General features: G+C 72.3%; 10 protein-coding genes. 8 read left to right on the top strand and 2 right to left on the bottom strand.

What is annotated here, in order from left to right; all coding sequences use genetic code 11:
- Positions 1-110: 110 nt before the first annotated feature.
- Genes V6U77_RS06190 through V6U77_RS06180 form a run of 3 tightly spaced genes read left to right on the top strand, consistent with a single transcriptional unit; the run spans position 111 to position 4,559 of the window.
- Entirely contained in the window at positions 111-1,151 is a 1,041-nt protein-coding gene (locus tag V6U77_RS06190; RefSeq protein ID WP_334605219.1) for an ROK family protein, read from the top strand.
- Positions 1,144-1,728 carry a D-sedoheptulose-7-phosphate isomerase gene (locus V6U77_RS06185; protein WP_334605218.1) on the top strand — a complete coding sequence of 195 codons (585 nt, stop codon included), beginning with the start codon at positions 1,144-1,146 and terminating at the stop codon, positions 1,726-1,728. Before V6U77_RS06190 ends, V6U77_RS06185 begins: the two co-directional genes overlap by 8 nt.
- Positions 1,725-4,559 carry an alpha-mannosidase gene (locus V6U77_RS06180; RefSeq protein ID WP_334605217.1) on the top strand — a complete coding sequence of 945 codons (2,835 nt, stop codon included), beginning with the start codon at positions 1,725-1,727 and terminating at the stop codon, positions 4,557-4,559. The genes V6U77_RS06185 and V6U77_RS06180 overlap by 4 nt, the downstream gene beginning before the upstream one ends.
- A 63-nt stretch (positions 4,560-4,622) precedes the next feature.
- On the opposite strand, the gene V6U77_RS06175 is transcribed toward V6U77_RS06180, so the two are convergent.
- On the bottom strand, positions 4,623-6,587 hold the full coding sequence (locus tag V6U77_RS06175) for a hypothetical protein (RefSeq protein ID WP_334605216.1): 1,965 nt from the start codon (positions 6,585-6,587) through the stop codon (positions 4,623-4,625).
- A 189-nt stretch (positions 6,588-6,776) separates the two neighbouring features.
- On the opposite strand from V6U77_RS06175, the gene V6U77_RS06170 reads away from it, so the two are divergent.
- Positions 6,777-9,830, top strand: coding sequence for an alpha-mannosidase (locus V6U77_RS06170; protein ID WP_334605215.1), 3,054 nt, complete (start codon positions 6,777-6,779; stop codon positions 9,828-9,830).
- A gap of 71 nt (positions 9,831-9,901) precedes the next feature.
- Here V6U77_RS06170 and V6U77_RS06165 read toward each other — a convergent pair whose 3' ends face one another.
- A complete protein-coding gene (locus tag V6U77_RS06165; RefSeq protein ID WP_334605214.1) occupies positions 9,902-12,400 on the bottom strand; it encodes a hypothetical protein in 2,499 nt (832 codons plus the stop codon).
- Between the two features lie 226 nt (positions 12,401-12,626).
- On the opposite strand from V6U77_RS06165, the gene V6U77_RS06160 reads away from it, so the two are divergent.
- From V6U77_RS06160 to rph, 4 genes are all read left to right on the top strand, one after another.
- Positions 12,627-13,991, top strand: a complete 1,365-nt coding sequence (locus V6U77_RS06160; protein ID WP_334605213.1) for an ABC transporter substrate-binding protein — start codon at positions 12,627-12,629, stop codon at positions 13,989-13,991.
- A gap of 128 nt (positions 13,992-14,119) precedes the next feature.
- The gene (locus V6U77_RS06155) at positions 14,120-15,085 is read left to right on the top strand and encodes a carbohydrate ABC transporter permease (protein ID WP_334605212.1); all 966 of its coding nucleotides are present in this window, start codon (positions 14,120-14,122) and stop codon (positions 15,083-15,085) included.
- Positions 15,082-16,029: a carbohydrate ABC transporter permease gene (locus V6U77_RS06150; protein ID WP_334605211.1), complete on the top strand. Its 948-nt coding sequence runs from the start codon at positions 15,082-15,084 to the stop codon at positions 16,027-16,029. Before V6U77_RS06155 ends, V6U77_RS06150 begins: the two co-directional genes overlap by 4 nt.
- 442 nt (positions 16,030-16,471) lie before the next feature.
- A complete protein-coding gene (gene rph / locus V6U77_RS06145) occupies positions 16,472-19,069 on the top strand; it encodes a rifamycin-inactivating phosphotransferase (protein WP_334605210.1) in 2,598 nt (865 codons plus the stop codon).
- Positions 19,070-19,265: the final 196 nt, after the last annotated feature.

The following is a 19,265-nucleotide window of genomic DNA, read 5'->3' as shown; positions in this document are numbered from 1 at the left end:
GGCTCTCTCTGGGATCGATCCCATAGACCGCCGGCCTTCCGACGGCCGCCCCGGGGGACCCCGCGGGCATCCCGCTGCACCAGCCCCCGGGGCCGACCGAGAGGACTCCCATGACCGACCCTGACCCGTTCGCCCTGCCGCCCGCCGGCAGCCCGGGGCCGGTTCTGGCCCTCGACATCGGCGGCACGAAGCTGGCCGTCGGTGTGGTGACGGCCGACGGCTCCAGCCACGGCCTGGTGGTGGAGCCCACCCGCCGGGAGGACGGCTGGCGCGTCGTGACACGACGGCTCTTCGAGATGGGCCGCCGCGCCGTCGAACGCGCCGACGTCGGCCCCGTCCGGGCGGTGGGCATCGCCTGCGGCGGGCCGCTGGACGGGCCGTCCGGCAGGCTGCTGTCCCCACCGCACCTTCCCGGCTGGACCGACGTGCCCATCGGGCCGCTCGCGGCGGACGCGTTCGGGGTGCCGTTCGCGCTGCAGAACGACGCGACCGTCGGGGCCATCGCCGAGTACCGCTTCGGCGCCGGCCGCGGCACCACCACCATGCTCTATTTGACCGTCTCGACCGGTGTCGGCGGCGGCGCCGTCGTCAACGGCACCCTGCACCGCGGCGCCGCGGGCAACGGCGGGGAGTTCGGCCACCTCACCGTGCACCGGGGTGGCCGCCGGTGCGGCTGCGGGCGACACGGCTGCATCGAGGCGTACGCCTCGGGCACGTCGATCGCCCAGCGCGCCCGCGAGGCGCTGGCCGGCGGCGCGGCCTCGTCGATGGCGGCGCTGCCCACGTTGACCGCCGCGGACGTCGCGGCGGCGGCCGCCGCCGGTGACCCGCTCGCCGTACAGGTGTGGGCCGAGACCGTCGACCTGCTCGGCGCGGCGGTCACCGACCTGGTGAACGTGTTCGAACCCGATCTGGTGGTGCTGGGCGGCGGGGTCACCCGGGCCGGCGCCATGCTGATCGACCCGATCCGCGCCCTCGTGGCGCGCGAGGCCATGGCGCCGGCCGCCCGCGCCGCGCGCATCACCCTGGCCGAACTCGGCGACCTGGTCTGCGTGGTGGGCGCCGGAGCCATCGGCCACGACCTGCTCGACGAGGCCGACCCGGCCGGCGGGCTGAACCGGAACCTGCGAGTGGAGCGAGCCCATGTCTGACTGGTTGACGACCCAACTGGACGAGCACGTCGCCGTCGCCGAGGCGACCGCCACCACGCTGGCCGACGACATCCGCACGGTGGGCCGCCTCGTCTGCGACCGGCTCGCCCGCGGCGGCGTCGTCTACACCTTCGGCAACGGGGGCAGCGCCGCGGACGCGCAGCACCTCGCCGGTGAACTCATCGGCCACTACAAGCGCGACCGCAGGCCGCTGCCCGCGGTGACGCTGAGCACCGACGCCAGCGTGATGACCTGCATCGCCAACGACTACTCGTACGAGGACGTCTTCTCCCGCCAGGTGCGCGCGCTCGCCCGCCCGGACGACGTGGTCATCGCCTTCACCACCTCGGGGCGGTCCCCCAACGTCGTGGCGGCCCTCGCCGCCGGGCAGGCCGGCGGCGCCACGACGGTGCTGTTCGCCGGCGGCGACGGCGGCCCGGCCCGGGTCCACGCCGATCACGCCCTGCTCGTGCCCAGCAAGAGCACCCAGCGGATCCAGGAGATGCACACCCTGATGTTGCACGTGATCAGCGAGATCGTCGACGCGTGGGCCGCCGGCGAGGAGCCCACGGCGTGACCGAGCCCGACCACCGCGACGACACCGGCACCGCCACCGGTGCACCGCGACCCCCGACGGACCCGACGGTGCAACCGCCCCGGCAGCGCACGACGGCACGGGTCGACAGCGGGCACCCGACGGCGCCGGTCGCCAACGCCCCCTCCGGCGACCAGCCGGCCGACCTGCACCCCGCGCCACGCCCGCCGGCGACGCCGCAACGCACCCTGCACATGATCGGCAACGCCCACCTCGATCCGGTCTGGCTGTGGCCGTGGCAGGAGGGCTACCAGGAGGCCCGCGCCACCTTCTGGTCGGCGATCCACCGGATGGAGGAGTATCCGGACTTCGTGTTCACCTGCAACCAGGTGGTGCTGCTGAGCTGGGTAGAGGAGTCCGACCCCGAACTGTTCGCCCGGATCAGGGAGCGGGTCGCCGAGGGCCGCTGGCAGATGGTCGGCGGCTGGTGGGTGGAACCGGACTGCAACATGCCCTCGGGCGAGTCCTTCGTCCGGCAGGGGCTGTACGGCCAGCGCTACCTCAAGGAGAAGTTCGGGGTCACCGCCACGGTCGGCATGAACGTCGACCCGTTCGGGCACCACGGCATGCTGCCGCAGATCCTGCGCGGGCAGGGGATGCACGCGTACTGCTTCCTGCGGCCCGGCCCGCACGAGTCCAGTCTCACCGGCACCGCCTTCTGGTGGGAGTCGCCCGACGGCTCCCGCGTGCTCGCCTACCGGATCCCGTTCGAGTACTGCAGCCCGCCCGGCGACGTGGCGGGGCAGACCGACAAGTCGCTCGGCGTGCTCGACCACGGCCTGGGCGACATGATGATCTACTTCGGCGTCGGCAACCACGGCGGCGGGCCCACCCGGGCCAACATCGAGTCGATCCACCGCTACGACCGGATGGGCTCCTTCGGCCGGATGGTCATCTCCTCGCCGGCCCGCTACTTCGACGAGTTCGCCAAGAACCAGGGCGAAGAGGGGCTGGCGAAGCTGCCGGTCTGGCGCGACGACCTGCAGATGCACGCCCCGGGCTGCTACTCGGCGCATTCCGGGATCAAGCTCTGGCAGCGCCGCGCGCAGGCCGCGATCCTGTCCGCGGAGCGGTGGGCGGTGCTCGGCTCCACGCTGTTCGGGCTGGACTACCCGACCGACGACCTCGGCCGGGCCTGGCGGCAGATCCTGTTCAACCAGTTCCACGACGTGCTGCCCGGATCCGCCATCGAGAGCGCGTACGACGACGCCCGCGACCAGCTCGGCGAGGCGGTGGCGGTCGCCAAGCGGATCATCACGCGTACGCACAACGTGATCGCCCGGCACGTCGACATCCCCCTGGCCGAGGGCACCCAGCCCGTCCTGGTCTTCAATCCCCACCCGTGGCCGGTGACGGCGCAGGTGGAACTCCAGTACGGCGCCCAGCCCACCGGGGTGCACGTGGTGGACGCCGACGACCGCGTCACGGTCGCCCAGCGGACCCAGTCCGTGGCCACCACGGACGACAAGGGACGCGGGGCGACGGTGTTCGAGGCGGTCCTGCCGCCGCTGGGCTACCGGCTCTACCGGCTGCGTTCCGGCGTCGCGCCGGCGGACGCGCGGGTCAGCGAGCGCCCCCCGGGCGACCTGCGGGCCACCGACACGGTCCTGGAGAACGACCTGCTCCGGGTGGAGATCGACCCGGAGACCGGATGGCTGCGCGGGCTGCTGGACAAACGCACCGGGGTGGACCTGGTGGCCGGCGCCCGGGGCGAACACACCCAGATCTGCCAGGACCCGACGGACACCTGGGGCCACCGGGTCGTCTCGTACCGGTGGCCCGGGGCGGCCATGCGGACCACCCGCGTCACCCTGCGCGAGGCGGGGCCGCTGCGCGCCCGGCTGCGGGTGGAGCGGGCGTGGAACCGCTCCACCCTGGTGGAGGAGTTCATCCTCGGGCACCGCGACGACCACGTCGAGGTGCGGGTCACCCTCGACTGGCGGGAGCAGGCCCACCTGCTCAAGCTCTGCTTCCCGACGGCGGTGAGCGACCCGGTCGCCACGTACGAGATCCCGTTCGGATCCATCGCGCAGCCGGTCGACGGCGGGGAGAACCCCGCGCAGTCGTGGGTGGACGTCGCCGGCACGGTCGACGGCCGGCCCGCCGGGCTCGCGGTGGTCAACAACGCCAAGCACGGGTACGACGTCTCGCCCGGCGCCCCCGACGGGGACAGCCCGAGCATCGGCGTCACCGCCGTCCGCAGTCCCGTCTACTCCTGGCACGACCCGCGCCAGCTCGACCCGGACGGCTTCTACTCCTACCAGGACCAGGGCATCCAGTCCTTCCGCTACCTGCTCGTGCCGCACGGCGGCGACTGGCGGCAGGCCGGCCTGGCCCGGCGGGCGGCCGAGCTGGGCGCGCCGGTACGGGCCATGTTGGAGAGCTTCCACCGGGGTCCGTTGCCCGCCGCGCAGAGCTACCTGTCCGACGGCGGTGACCAGGTGATGGTGACCGCGGTGAAGGGCCACGAGGACGGCGGCGCAACCCCGGGCCTGATCGTCCGGGCGGTGGAGACCACCGGCCGGCCCGCCCGGGCCCGGATCGACCTGCCGGTGCTCGGGCGGGTCGTCGAGGCCGACTTCGGTCCCAGCCAGCTGCGCACCTTCCTGGTGCCGGTCGACGGGAGCGCCGTCCGGGAGGTCGACCTCGTCGAGTGGGACCTCGCCGAGGCGTCGCCCGGGTCGGTCACGGAGTCGGCGATCCCGGCGGCGCCGGGCGGGCGGCGCAGCACCGAGCCCGACCACGAGTCCTCCGACGCGACGATGCCGGCCGAGCGGCTGGCACCGAACCAGCGCCGCCGCGAGGGCGGCTGAGCCCCGACGCGCGGGACCGCTCCCCCGCTGACCCCGCCCCCGCGCTGCGCGTCCGGGGCGGGGTCAGCGGGGCGGGACCTGGAGGGTGGGGTCGGCCAGCGCCTGCTCGCAGCCGAGCAGCAGCACCCCCACGCTCCACGCGTGCGACAGCGTCAGCAGCATGCCCTTCGGCTGGAAGCAGGCGGTCTGGTAGTACCGCTCGCTCACCATCCCCCGGTACGCGTTGAAGTCGCCGTCGAAGCGCGCGACGAACTGGCGGAAGCAGGCCAGCGCCTCGCGGGCACGCTCGACGTAGTGCGGGTCGCCGCAGGCAGCGGAGAGCTCCGCGAACTCCGCCGTGCAGATCAGCCCGTACGCGTGCAGGTGCTGGTTGGAGGGCGAGGCGTTGTCGGCCCCCCGGGTGGCGAACCGGTAGGTGTGCAGCAGCGTGCCGGCCGGGAACGCGGTGTTGTACGTGTAGCGGAAGGTCAGCGTCCAGTCGGCGGCGCGGCGGGCCAGGTCCAGCCAGCGCCGCCCGCCGGTGCGGCGGTACAGCGCCAGGTATGCCATCACGGCGACGTAGCCGTCCTCGGAGGTGGGGGCGAGGTCCACGTCCTCCGGCGCGCCGTGCAGGAACTCGCTCTCCACGAACGGCGCGTAGTACTCCCCGGCCCGGACGGCGGCGGCCAGGTACCCGCCCGCGGCCCCGTCGGGGCCATCCCAGCGGGCGGCCTCGGCCAGCGCGCCCACCCAGGCCAGTCCCGCGCAGCCGGCCCAGGAGAGCACCTCGCCGGTCAGCGCGTGGTGGGTCGAGCCGAGGTTGCCGTCCGGCCGCTGCCGGGCGATCACCGCGTCGAGGTTGGAGCGGACCGCGTGGACCCACGCCGGCCGCGAGCCGCCCGGGTCACCGTCGAGTTCCATGGCCCGGACGAGGAACTGCGTCGCCTCGGCGAGGGTGCGCGAGTGCAGCGTGTGCGGCACCGGTGACCAGCTCTGCGACCAGCCCCGGTGGCGGTACCAGACGCCCCAGAAGGTGCCGGACGGAGACAGCTCGGCGCAGCAGAAGTCGATGACCCGTTCCGCGGCCGTGACGTCGGCCGGCGCGCCGACCCGCCGGCCGTGGGCCAGCAGGGCGTACGCCCACGGGATGCCGCTGACCCAGCCCACGTGCATGGCCTGCCGGTCCACGGGCAGCCCGTCCTGGCCGCTGATGCCCCGGTCGAACGCGACCGTCTCCAGCAGGACGCCGGGCTCGGCGTAGTGCCACCGGCGCAACCCCTCGGCGGCCAGCACGGCGGCCTGCGTGACGTCGACCCAGGGGCGCAGCGGGGCGGCCGCGGCCAGGCGGGCGTGCTCCTCGCGCAGCACCGCCGCGTAGCCGTGCCGGTCGCGGTCCAGCGCGTAGACGGCGAAGTGCAGTTCCACGCGCTCGCCCGGGTGCCAGGTGTGCGTGCTGACCTCGGCGCTCCGCGGGACCGCCGATCCGTCGTAGCTGACCGGGGCCTCCCGGAACGGAAACGTCAGGTGCAGGTGTCCGCGGCCCCGGTCGGCGTCGTGGCCGAACCCCAACCCGGTCATGCCGAGGGCGGTGGTCTCGTCGGCGACCAGGGCGACGCCGCCCTCGCCGGCCCAGCCGAACACCGCCGGGGTGGCCGCCCGGTCGGCCCGGAACTCCCAGTGGTCGCTGACCATGCCGGCGGGCTCGGCGCCGCCGACCGCGAAGCGCGGATAGACCCGCAGGCAGTCCGCCGGCCGGTTCTCGCCGTAGAACGCGCCGGGCAGCAACCAGAACGGCGGGTCGGGGTCGGCGGCGAGGTCGACCCGGTACCGGATTCCGGCGTCCACCACCGCGTCGCCCCGGTACTCGACGGTCAGCCGGACGTCCCGCCGCCCGCTGGCCGACGGCGCCGCCCAGTCGAGGGTGGCGGTGAACGGCCCGTCGGTGGCCGGTTCGGCACGGCCGTCGGCCCAGACGACGTCGACCGTCCCGGGCGCCGGGCCGACCGTCTCACGCAGTGGCGTGAGGGCTGCTGGCAGGGGACCGGTCACGTTGGCGCGCACATCCTTCTGGCTCTGGGATCGATACCACTATTGAGCCGCCAAGATAGCGGAATTAGGGCCCCTAAGACCAGGGCCCGGACGGCCGGAACGCATTGACACGGGCAAAAAGCGTGTGGTTGCGTCTGTGGGTTCGTTCCCACAAGCGGCCCGGCCGCTCACTCCCCCGGGAGCTTCCCGATGCATCGCTCTCTCTCCAACCTGACCCAGCGGATCGACCGGGTGCTGCTCGAACGGTTGATCCCCGCGATCTACCGCGACGTCGAACCCGTCACCGTCGAGGCGGCCCACCTGCCCGGCGAGCCGGTGCCCGCCGACGTCGGGCTGGCGTTGCCCTACGCGCCGTTCGCCATGGGCCAGTTCTGGGGCCGCGCCTGGAGCACCACCTGGTTCCGGTTCACCGGCGAGGTGCCCGAGCGGATGCGCGGCGGGCGGGTGGAACTGATCGTCGACCTCGGGTTCGAACGGGCCGGGCCCGGCTTCCGCTCGGAGGGCCTCGCGTACACGGCGGACGGCACGCCGATCAAGGGCATCGAGCCACGCACGGCGTACGTGCCGGTGGCGCGCGAGGCGGCCGGCGGCGAGCGCGTCGAGGTGTACGTCGAGGCCGCGGCGAACCCTCGCTTCGACGGCACCGTCACGCAGCTCGGTGACCGGGAGACCGCCCCCGACACGCCGCTCTACCGGCTCGACCGGGCGGAGCTGGCGGTGCGGGACGAGGAGGTGTACGCGCTCGTCCTGGACGTGCAGGTGCTGCACCAGCTCGCCCTGGAGCTGGCCGTGACCGACCCGCGCCACCACGAGATCCGTCGCGCCCTGGAGCTGATGCTCGACGAGCTGGACCTCGCCGACCTCACCGGCAGCGCGCCCGCCGCCCGCAAGCGGCTGGCCGGCGTCCTCGCCTCCCCGGCGGCGCCGAGCGCCCACCGGGTCACCGCCGTCGGCCACGCGCACATCGACTCGGCCTGGCTCTGGCCGGTACGCGAGACGATCCGCAAGTGCTCGCGCACCTTCTCGAACGTCGTGGCGCTCGCCGACGAGTACCCCGAACTCGTCTTCGCCTGTTCCTCCGCCCAGCAGTACGCCTGGCTGCGCGAGCACCACCCGCAGGTGTACCGCCGGGTGGCGGAGAAGGTCGCCGGCGGGCAGTTCCTGCCGGTCGGCGGCATGTGGGTGGAGTGCGACACCAACATGCCGGGCGGCGAGGCCCTGGTGCGCCAGTTCACCCAGGGCAAGCGGTTCTTCGCCGCCGAGTTCGGGATCGAACCACGCGAGGTCTGGCTGCCGGACTCGTTCGGCTACTCCGGGTCCCTTCCGCAGCTCGCCCGCCTCGCCGGATTCCGCTGGTTCCTCAGCCAGAAGATGTCCTGGAACCAGACCAACCGCTTCCCGCACCACACCTTCTGGTGGGAGGGCATCGACGGAAGCCGGGTCTTCACCCACTTCCCGCCGGCCGAGACGTACAGCTCGGAGCTGAGCGGGCGTGAGCTGGCGTTCGGGGTGGCCAACTTCACCGAGCACGGGCGCTCCACCGTGTCGCTGCTGCCGTTCGGCTACGGCAACGGCGGCGGCGGGCCGACCCGGGAGATGCTGGAGATCGCCCGCCGGGTCGCCGACCTCGAAGGCTCGCCCCGGCTGGCCATCCGCACCCCGGCCGAGTTCTTCGCCGAGGCGGAGCACGAGTATCCGGACGCGCCCGTGTGGAACGGCGAGATGTACCTCGAATACCACCGGGGCACGTACACCAGCCAGTCGGCGATGAAGCGCGGCAACCGGCACACCGAGCACCTGCTGCGCGAGGCCGAGCTGTGGTGCGCCACGGCGGCGGCGCGGACCGGCCACGAGTACCCGTACGACGAGCTGGACGCGATCTGGCAGGAGACCCTGCTGCTGCAGTTCCACGACATCCTGCCCGGCAGCTCGATCGCCTGGGTGCACCGCGAGGCCCGCCAGACGTACGCGGGACTGGCCGACCGCCTGGAGACGCTGATCGACGCGGCGCTCGCGGCGCTCACCGGCCCGGGGTCGGTGCCGCTGGTCGCCAACGCCGCGCCGCACGCGCGGCCCGGCGTGCCGGCGCTCGGGATCGCGACGGCCCGCGCGGACGGCACCGGACCCGACGCCGGCGCCCCGGAGGTCTCGGTGCGGACGGGGCCGGACGGCACCGTGCTGGACAACGGCCTGCTCCGGGTGCGCATCGCCGCGGACGGGACCGTCGCGGCGATCCGCGACCTGGTGGCCGACCGGGAGGTGCTGCCGCCCGGTGCCCCGGCCAACGTCCTGCAACTGCACCCGGACCTGCCGAACAAGTTCGACGCGTGGGACGTCGACGAGTTCTACCGCAACCGGCGCCACGACCTCACCGAGGTCACCGAGCTGACGGTCCAGGCCGACGATCCCCGGTGCGTGCGCGTGCGGATCAGCCGCGCCGACCGCGATTCCGCGTACGTGCAGACGGTCTCGCTCGCCGCCGGGGAGCGGGTGCTGCGGTTCGAGACCGAGGTGGACTGGCACGAGCGGGAGACCTTCCTCAAGGTGGCCTTCCCCGTCGACGTGCAGGCCCCGCACTCCAGCTCGGAGATCCAGTTCGGGCACCTGCAGCGGCCCACCCACACCAACACGTCCTGGGACGCGGCGCGCTTCGAGATCTGCGCGCACCGGTGGCTGCACGTCGGCGAACCGGGATACGGCGTGGCGCTGGTCAACGACGGCACGTACGGCCACGACGTGACGCGCCGGCCGCCCGGCGACGCGCAGGGCGCGCAGCCGACCACCGTACGGCTGTCCCTGCTGCGCGGCCCCCGCTACCCCGACCCGGACACCGACCGGGGCGCGCACCGCTTCGGCTACGCGCTGGTCTGCGGGGCGGAGATCGAGGACGCGGTACGCGAGGGCTACCGGGCCAACCTGCCGGTCCGCCGCCGCACCGGCGGGCACCCGGTGGACCCGCTGGTCGAGGTCAGCGACCCGGCCGTCGTGGTGGAGGCGGTGAAGCTGGCCGACGACCGCTCCGGCGACGTGATCGTCCGGCTGTACGAGTCGCTCGGCGGCCGCGCCCGCGCCCGCCTGCGCGCCTCGTTCGCCCTCGCCGGGGCCCGGGTCGTCGACCTGCTGGAGCGGGTGGACGAATCGGTCGCCGCGCTGGCCCCGGTCACGGTCGAGGGCGAGGCCGTCGACCTCGCCCTGACGCCGTTCCAGGTGGTGACGCTCCGGCTCACGCCGGCGCGGGCCTGACAGAGCGTGGTGACACCCGGGCGTGATCTTCGCTGACCGAGTCAGCGGGGATCACGCCCGGGTCGCCGGGGTCAGGACGGCGGGGCGGCGCGGCGCAGGGTCACGTCGGCGACCCCGTGGCCGGCGACGGTCACCGGCCCACCGCCGGTCACCTCCGGGCCGGCCCAGTCGACCGTGGCCGCCACCGGTTCGGCGCCGACGTTGCGCAGCCGCACCCGCACCGCCTGATCGCCGACCGGCCGGACCTCGGCGAGCAGGCGGTCCGCCGGTTCCACCCGCAGCCCGCTGCCGCCCGCCGCGCCGACCGGGCCCGCGTACCGCCGCGCCTGCAGGGGTTCCAGCAGGTTCCGGCCGTACACCCGGACCTGCTCGCGGGTCACCGGGCCGGAGCGCGCGGCGAAGCGGTACCGGTAGCGCCGGGTGCCGTCCTGGCTGGCCTGGAAGTTGGTGAAGTGCAGGTTGTTCATCAGCCAGCTGTTCACCTGCCCACCGGCCACCGCGAGGGTCCGCGCCCACCGCCCGGTGTGGAAGCCGCCCACCTGCACGAGCGGCGCGTCGAAGCTGCCCCACAGGATGCCGTGCTCACCGTTGGTCACGCCGACCGCGTGCTGGACCGAGTGCCAGTCCCTGCTGGTGTCCGGGAGCTGCTCGGTCCCGGCCGCGTACACCGCGCCGGCGGTCTCCAGCAGGAACTCCGGGTCGGGCACCGCGAACGGGAACGCCACGAAGATGCTCTCCGGTTCCAGCCGCGCGGGCTTGACCAGGTGCACGTCGAGGTCCACGACGTCGACGTCGCGGTAGAGGGTGAGCGCCACGGTGGCCGCCGGGAGGTCCGCCGGGGCGACCCGCCACGTGATGGTGGCCAGCTCGGCCGACTCGGTGATCGTCGGTTCGTCCTCGCCCCGGGCGACCAGCCGCTCGAAGTCCGGTCCCGGGTGGTCCGGATGGAAGTCCTTGGGCGAGCGCACCACCATCGGGTGGTCGCAGCCCGCGGGGATCCTCTCGACCACGACGGCACCCAGCCCGTGCGCCACGGCGGGGTCCACCAGCTCCCGGCCGTCGCGCCGGTCGACCAGGGACACCACACCGCCGCGTGCCGGATCGACCACCACCCGGTACGGCCCCTTGGCGACCTCCCGGCCGGGCCGCGCCGTCGACGCTGCGGAGGTCGGCAGCAGTGCCACGCCGAAGGCCGGCGCCCGGGCGACCAGCCGCGCCCGGCGGGTGGTGTCCAGCTCGACCTCGACGGGCTCGGTCCGGTCCCGCTCGGTCGGGTTGACCACGAGGATCCCGTCGCCCGCGGCCGGCACGGACGCCGCGTCGGCCGGGCCCGCGCCGCTCGCCGCGAGCCGGAACATCCCCTCGACGGCCAGGTCACGCGCGAGGTCGTACGCCTGGTACGCGAACCCGGCCTTGGCGTTCCAGTGGGAGTGGCTGAAGGTGGAGTTCGGCTTCGAGTACGTCTCCCAGGAGCCCCAGGTGTGCTCGCCGAACAGCAGCAGGTCCTCGTCCACCCTGGCCAGGTCGGCGACCACCTCGTGTTCGTCGCGCAGCCGCGTCGGCCCGCGCCGGTAGCCGAGGACGTGGGCGAGGGCCGGCTCGCCGTCGCCCCGGAGCAGGGTCAGCCCGAGACTCGTCTGGGCCGCCCGGGCGAACGACCGGGCCTCCCGGTAGACGGCCACCTCCCGGGCCGTGGAGCCGTGGCCGTGCGACCACCAGTCCGACCACTCGCCGCGGACGACCGGCACGTCCGCCCGGCTGGCCTGCGGTTCCAGCAGGTCGAGGGCCTCGTCGATGGTCGCGGTGCGCATCGGCGGGTTGCCCGGCACGGCGTTCCAGTGCCGCACCACGTCGAGGAACAACGGCGTCGGCCAGCGGTTGTCGTTCGCCGCGTGGACCACCGCGACGTCGTACGGGTAGTCCGGGCGCGCCGCCAGCCGCTCGACGAAGGCCGCGATGTGGCGTTGCGCGGCGAGCACGTCGCCGTCGACGATCCCCCACTCCTCGCCGATGCCGTAGTGGGTGGACAGCCACACGAACACCCGGTCGCCGCTGGGCCCCTCCCACCAGAACCCGGTCGGCTGCTCGTACGGCGCCCGGCCGTGGTCGGGGTTGAGCGCCATCACGAGCCGGGACATCCCCGCCCGACGCATCGCCTCGACGGTGCCCCAGGCGATGCCGTTGACGTCGCCGTGCTGCTCGGTGCGCACCGGCAGCCCGGCGTCCCGAAACACCTGGAGCGCGTCGTACGCCGCCCCGAACTCCACGTCGGACGGCAACTGGGTCATGTTGAGGTAGCCGCCCGTCACGGCGACCCGGCCCTCGCGCACGAGCCGACGCAGCCGCGCCGCCCCCGCCTCGCCGGTCTCGGCGAGGTGGCGCAGCACCGGCCGGGCCACCTCGAACGTCCAGCGGAACTGGTCCGGGCCCGGCTCCGGGTACGCCTCGCAGAGGCGCAGCACCTCGGCGACGACGCGCCGGTGCTGATCGTCCAGCAGTCGCGGGCTGTTGGTGTAGCCCACGTCGTGATGGGTATGTCCGACGAGCAGGATCTGGCTGATGGTCGACACTCAGGCCCCCGATTGTGGCATCGTTGTCACACCGGATCCAACTCCACTTTGGCCGTTGTGGCAACCCCTGCTTCGCCTCTGACCTGGGCCGATACCAAATGGAAACATTCCGCGCTTGTGTCCGGTCTCACGTTCGGATACGGTCCCGCCTGGTACGGATTCCATGCTGACTTCAGCCTCTTGAGGGCCGGTCCGGCCGGCCCCGCACGCCGTCGAAGGGACCCAGATGAGGAAAAGGCGAGCTGCCTTCATAGCCGCAGGCGTCGCCGCCGCACTTGTCGCGACTGCCGCCTGCGGATCGTCCGAAGGCGACAACGGCGGCGAGGCCGCGAACTTCGACGCCAAGCCCACCGGGACGTTGAGCGCCTGGGGCTTCAACAACGCCGACGACGTCGGCAAGGCCCGGCTCGAGTACGCGGCCAAGCAGCTCGACGGCGTCAAGATCGAGATGGACCAGACGGGCTTCGACGCGCAGAAGTTCACCACCCGCCAGGCCAGCGGCAACGTCCCCGACGTGGTGCAGATGGACCGGGAGCTGGTGCTCACCTACGCCGCCCAGGGCCTCATCCAGCCGCTGGACAAGTGCCTGGAGGTCAACAAGGTCACCAAGGACCGCTGGTACCCGTCGGTGGCCAACGACGTCATGTACAAGGGCCAGATGTGGGCGGTGCCGCAGTTCTACCAGCCGGCGGCGATCATCCTGAACAAGAAGGCCATGGACGCCGCGGGCGTGCAGGACGCCGACATCGACACGTCGAACCCCGACAAGCTGCTCGCCGCCGTCGCGAAGATTTACAAGGCCAACGGTGGCGTGCCGACGACGCTCGGCTTCAACCCGCAGGCGACCGGCCAGATCAACCTCTGGCTCGTCGGCATGGGCGGCAAGCTCGCCGACGCCGACGGCAAGCCCACCCTGGACGACCCGAACAACGTGGCCGCGCTCGAACTGCTCAAGAAGATCGTGGACGCGCAGGGCGGGTTCGCCAAGTACAAGAGCTTCACCGACTCGTTCGACATGTTCGGCGAGAAGAACCAGTTCGTCCAGAACCAGGTCGGCGCGGAGGTGGACGCGCAGTGGTACCCCAACGTCCTCTCGCCGTACAAGGACAAGATCAAGCTGGGCGCCGTGCCGTTCAAGGGCAAGGACGGTAACCCGGTCACCCAGGCCGGCGGCACCTCGTTCGTGATCCCCGCCCAGGCCAAGAACCCCTCGGCCGCCTGCAAGTGGGCGCTCGCGCTGACCGAGGAGGGCTCCTGGAACGCCGCCGCCGAGGCTCGGGCCAAGACGGTGCAGGAGAAGAAGTCCATCAACACGGGCCTGTTCACCGGCTCGCCGGTGTCCGACAAGGCCATCCGGGAGAAGTACGTCAAGCCCAGCGGTGACGCCGGCTTCGACCAGGTGATCAGCACGTACTACGAGGTCGCGGGCGCGGGCAAGAGCGTGGGCGCGTCGCCGGCCGGCCAGCAGATCAAGCAGGAACTGCTGAACGCCGTCACCGCGGCGCTGCTCGGCAGCAAGCCCGCCCAGCAGGCGCTCGCCGACGCCCAGGCGGCATCGATGACCGCGTACAAGACCGTTACCGGCGGCTGACCGCCAGCAACGTTCCTCGTGGGCGTGGCGGGTCCTCGCACGGCGCGGGGGCCCGCCACGCCCCATTGTGGAGATCTTGCGATCCGCCCGGGATCCTCCGGCACCCGGCACACCCATGGAGGCGTTGGATGACAAGTACCACCGTCGCATCCTCCGGCGACGGCACTCGCGACAGCAGCAGGAAGCGCCGGGGAAGGAAGTACAACCGCAGGGAAGCGCTGGCCGGCTACCTCTTCATCTCGCCGTGGATCATCGGCTTCCTCGTCTTCACCGCCGGATCGATGATCTACAGCCTGGTCATCTCGTTCAGCAGGTACAACCTGGCGACCAACGTCATCCGACCGACCGGGACCAGCAACTACGAGGCGCTGCTGGAGAACCCGAAGGTCGCCAAGTCGCTGGCGAACACCCTCTTCTACGCCGTGCTGGCCGTACCCCTGGAGATCTGCTTCGCGTTGCTGCTGGCGGTGCTGCTCAACCGGGTGGGCCGCGGCGCGGGGTTCTTCCGCACGGTCTACTACCTGCCGAAGATGACCCCGGCGGTGGCCACGGCATCGATCTTCTTCCTGCTGCTGAACGGCAACACCGGCGCCATCAACCAGGGCCTGCGCTTCATCGGCGTCGAGGGCCCGCAGTGGCTGGTCGACCCGACGTGGGTCAAGCCGTCGATCGTGCTCATGGCCCTCTGGACGGTCAGCGGCACGATGGTCATCTTCCTGGCCGCGCTGAAGAACGTGCCGCGCGACCTGTACGAGGTCGCCGCGCTCGACGGGGCGGGCCCCGTGCGCCAGTTCTTCTCCATCACCCTGCCGATGATCTCCGGGGCGCTGTTCTTCAACGTCATCATCCTGACCATCGCGGCGTTCCAGATCTTCGACCAGGCTTACCTGCTGTTCTGGCGGGACCAGAACAACCCGGCGCCGGAGGCGTCGCTGTTCTACGCGGTCTACCTGTTCCAGGAGGCGTTCCGGCAGTTCAACTTCGGCTTCGCCGCGGCGATGGCCTGGCTGCTCTTCGTCATCCTGATGATCCTGACCTTCATCCAGGTCAAGGTCGGCAACCGCTTCGTGTACTACGAGGGAGAGCGGTCGTGACGACAATCGGCCCCAGCACCGCACCCACCGCGGCCCCCGTCCTGGCCCAGGCCGTGGACGCCGCGCCCTCCGGAGGGCCACGGGAGCCCGGGCGCCGGCCCACGAGATGGACCGTCGGGCGGGTACTGCTCACCCTCCTGCTCGTCGGCTTCGCCGCGTTGTTCCTGTATCCCCTGGTCTGGCTGATCTCGGCCAGCCTCAAGCCGGCCAGCCAGGTGTTCGACAACTCGTTGATCCCCAAGACCTGGCGGTGGGACAACTACGTCCAGGTCTGGAGCGAGCTGCCGCTGCTGCACTGGGTCTTCAACAGCGTGTCGATCGCCCTGCTCGCCGCGGTAACGGTCGCCATCTCCAGCTCGATGGTGGCCTTCGGGTTCGCCTACTTCCGCTTCCCCGGCCGCAACCTCCTGTTCGGGCTGGTCCTGGGCACGATGATGCTGCCCGGCGCGGTCACGATGATCCCGATGTACCTGATCTGGAAGGAGACGGGTCTCCTCGGCACCTGGGTGCCGCTGTTCGGCGCCAACCTGTTCGGCTCGGCGTTCTACATCTTCCTGCAACGGCAGTTCTACCTGAGCCTGCCCCGGGAACTGTTCGAGGCGGCCCGGATCGACGGGGCCAACTACTGGCAGCTGTTCTGGAAGATCGCCATGCCGCTGTCGATCCCGTCGTTCGTCATCGTCTTCCTGTTCGAGTTCCAGGCGGCGTGGAACAACTTCCAGGGCGCGCTGATCTATCTCAACGGGGAGTCGATGGAGGACTTCACCGCTCCCCTCGGCATCGCGTACGCCATGACGAAGTACAGCCCGACGGCGGGCGGGCAGGGCGACTACCAGTACGTCATGGTCGCCTCGCTGCTCGTCACGCTGCCCATGCTGCTGCTGTTCAGCTTCGGCCAGCGGTACTTCATCGAGGGCGTCGCCACCCAGGGTCGTAAGGGCTGATCTCCGGTACGCGGCCTCGGGCCCGGCTGCACGCCGGCCCGGGGCCGCGTCTTCACGTCCCGGGGTCGGCAGACGCGTCCCGGACGCCGACGACCGGCTGACTGGACAGGGGCGCGAGCGGCGTCGGCGTCGCTGTGCGCGCCACGACCCGCGAGGGCCATTCGATCCGCGAGAAGCGCTTCTCTTCAGGAGAGACATCTCGGTCCCGGAAGGTGCTTCGATCCGCGAGGACCATTTCTGTCGCGGCGGAAACACGCGCGAATGGGTCCCAATTCAACGTATATCGCACCGGGGGGCTTGCCGCAAGGCCCGGGTCCTGTCGCAGAATCGTCGGCCGGACCCGAAACGGACGAGGAAGCGGAGCACGACGCGCGTGTGGTGTCGCCGGTGGTCCGCCGGCCCGTGGACTGCGACCGTCGGTCGCCATCTCGGAGGAGTCGCGATGACCGAACAGTACGTGCGGGATCTCCAGGAGGTCGACGAAGCGCACGTCGCGGTCGTCGGCGGCAAGGGCGCGCACCTCGGGGCGTTGTCGCGCATCGACGGCATCCGTGTGCCCGCCGGCTTCTGCGTGACGACGGACGCCTTCCGGCGGGTCATGGCCGCAGCGCCGTCGATCGACGACCGGCTCGACCACCTGTCGCGCCTGGACCCGGACGACCGGGCGGCCGTCCGCACCCTCGCCGCGAAGATCCGCCGGGCCATCGAGGCGGTCGCCCTCCCCCACGAGGTGGCGGCGGCGATCACGCGCGCGCTCACCCCGCTCGGTGCGGGAGCGGCCTACGCCGTCCGATCCAGCGCGACGGCGGAGGACCTGCCGACGGCCTCCTTCGCGGGCCAGCACGACACGTACCTGAACGTCACGGGGCCGGCGGCGGTCCTGCGGGACGTCGGTCGGTGCTGGGCCTCGCTCTTCACCGAGCGCGCCGTGACCTACCGCCAGCGCAACGGCGTCGACCACCGTACGGTCCAGATGGCCGTCGTCGTGCAGAGGATGGTCTTCCCGCAGGTGTCCGGCGTCCTGTTCACGGCCGACCCCGTCACGGCCAACCGGAAGGTCGCCTCGGTGGAGGCCGGCTTCGGCCTCGGCGAGGCGCTGGTCTCCGGGCTGGTGAACATGGACGCCTACAAGGTGCGCGACGGCGACATCGTCGACAGGGCGATCGCCACCAAGCGGCTTGCCGTGCGCGCCCTGCCGGCCGGCGGCACCGAGGAACAGGCGGTCGCCCCGGAGCGACAGGCGCAGCCGGCGCTGACGGATGCGCAGGTCGTGCGGCTGGTGCGGCTGGGCCGGCGGATCGAAGCCCACTTCGGCCACCCCCAGGACATCGAATGGTGCCTCGTCGACGACGACTTCCACGTCGTGCAGAGCCGGCCGGTCACCACGCTGTTCCCCGTCCCCGCGGCCCGCGACGCGGAGAACCACGTCTACGTCTCCGTCGGTCACCAGCAGATGATGACCGACGCCATGAAGCCACTGGGGCTCTCGATGTGGCAGCTGACGGCCATGGCGCCGATGCACGAGGCCGGCGGGAGGCTGTTCGTCGACGTCACCCGGCACCTGGCGTCGCCCGCGAGCCGCGCGGGCTTCCTGGAGATGGTGGGACGGGCGGACCCGCTGACCAGGGACGCGCTGGAGACCGTCCTCGCCCGCCCCGACTTCGTCCCGACGCTGCCGGACGGCGGTCCCGGCGGGCCGCCGGCCGGCGACGCGGCCGCCCCGATCGAGACGGATCCGGCCATCGTCACCGCGCTGGTCGAGCGCAGCCAGGCGGCCATCGCCACCCTGCGGCGCGACATCCGGACGAAGAGCGGACCGGCGCTGTTCGACTTCCTGCTGGAGGCCTTCGAGGAGCACAAGCGCGTCCTCGGCGACCCCTTGAGCATGCGGGCGATCATGGCGGGCATGGACGCCACCTGGTGGCTCAACGAGCGGCTGCAGGCGTGGCTGGGCGAGAGGAACGCGGCCGACACCCTCACGCTGTCCGCCTCCGGCAACGTCACGTCGGAGATGGGGCTGGCGCTCCTCGACGTCGCCGACGTCATCCGCCCGCACCCGCAGGTGGTGGCCTTCCTCCGGGAGGTCGGGGACGAGGACTTCCTGGACGAGCTGGCCGTGCTCCCGGGCGGCCGGGAGGCGCGGGACGCCATCCGCGCCTACCTCGACAGGTACGGCATGCGTTGCGTCGGCGAGATCGACATCACGAGGCCGCGCTGGAGCGAACGCCCCGGCACGCTCCTGCCCGTCCTCCTCGACAACGTCAGGAACTTCGAGCCGGGCGCCGGCGGGCGGCGCTTCGCGCAGGGACGCCGGGAGGCGGCCAGGAAGGAACAGGACGTCCTCCGGCGCTTGCGGGACCTGCCGGACGGGGAGCGCAAAGCCGAGGAGACCAAGCGGATGATCGACCGCGTCCGGGCCTTCATCGGGTACCGGGAGTATCCGAAGTACGCCATCGTCTGCCGTTACCTCGTCTACAAGCAGGCCCTGCTCGAGGAGGCCGAGCGTCTCGTGCGGCCCGGGGTCGTCCGGGAGAAGGAGGACATCTTCCACCTCACGTTCCAGGAGCTGCACGACGTCGTACGCACGAACCAGGTGGATGATCAGCTCATCCGCCGACGGAAGGACGCGTTCAGGTCGTACGAGAAGCTCACCCCGCCCCGGGTGCTCACGTCGGAGGGTGAGGGCATCAGCGGCGCGTACCGACGCGACGACGTGCCGGCCGGCGCGCTGGTCGGCACGCCGGTCTCCGGCGGGGTCGTCGAGGGGCGGGCCCGCGTCATCCTGGACCTGGCCAGGGCCGCCCTCGAACCGGGTGACATCCTGGTCACCGCCTACACCGACCCGAGCTGGTCACCTGTGTTCGTCGGGATCGAGGCGCTGGTGACGGAGGTGGGTGGCCTGATGACCCACGGGGCGGTCATCGCCCGGGAGTACGGCCTGCCCGCAGTCGTCGGCGTGGAGCAGGCGACCAGACTGATCCGCGACGGACAGCGGATCCGCGTGCACGCGACCGGCGGGTACGTCGAGATCCTGCCCTGACCGCCGACCGGCGGAGGCTGTTCGCGCCTCCGCCGATGGTCGGACGTCCGCAGCGTCCGAGGACTCTCCACCGGAGCCCGGGATCCACGTCGCCTCGCGGCGCTGGTCTCGACGGCACCTGGCCAACGGCGCCGAACCACAGGCCACCACCCTGCCCCGGTCCGCCCTGACGGCAGGGCGCAGTCCTTCGTCGGCA

Origin of the sequence: Micromonospora sp. CPCC 205546 (genome assembly GCF_036902715.1) — a bacterium.
In the GTDB taxonomy this organism is placed as follows: domain Bacteria; phylum Actinomycetota; class Actinomycetes; order Mycobacteriales; family Micromonosporaceae; genus Micromonospora.
The sequence above is the reverse complement of the archived record's forward strand: the minus strand, read 5'-3'. Positions and strand labels throughout refer to the sequence as shown.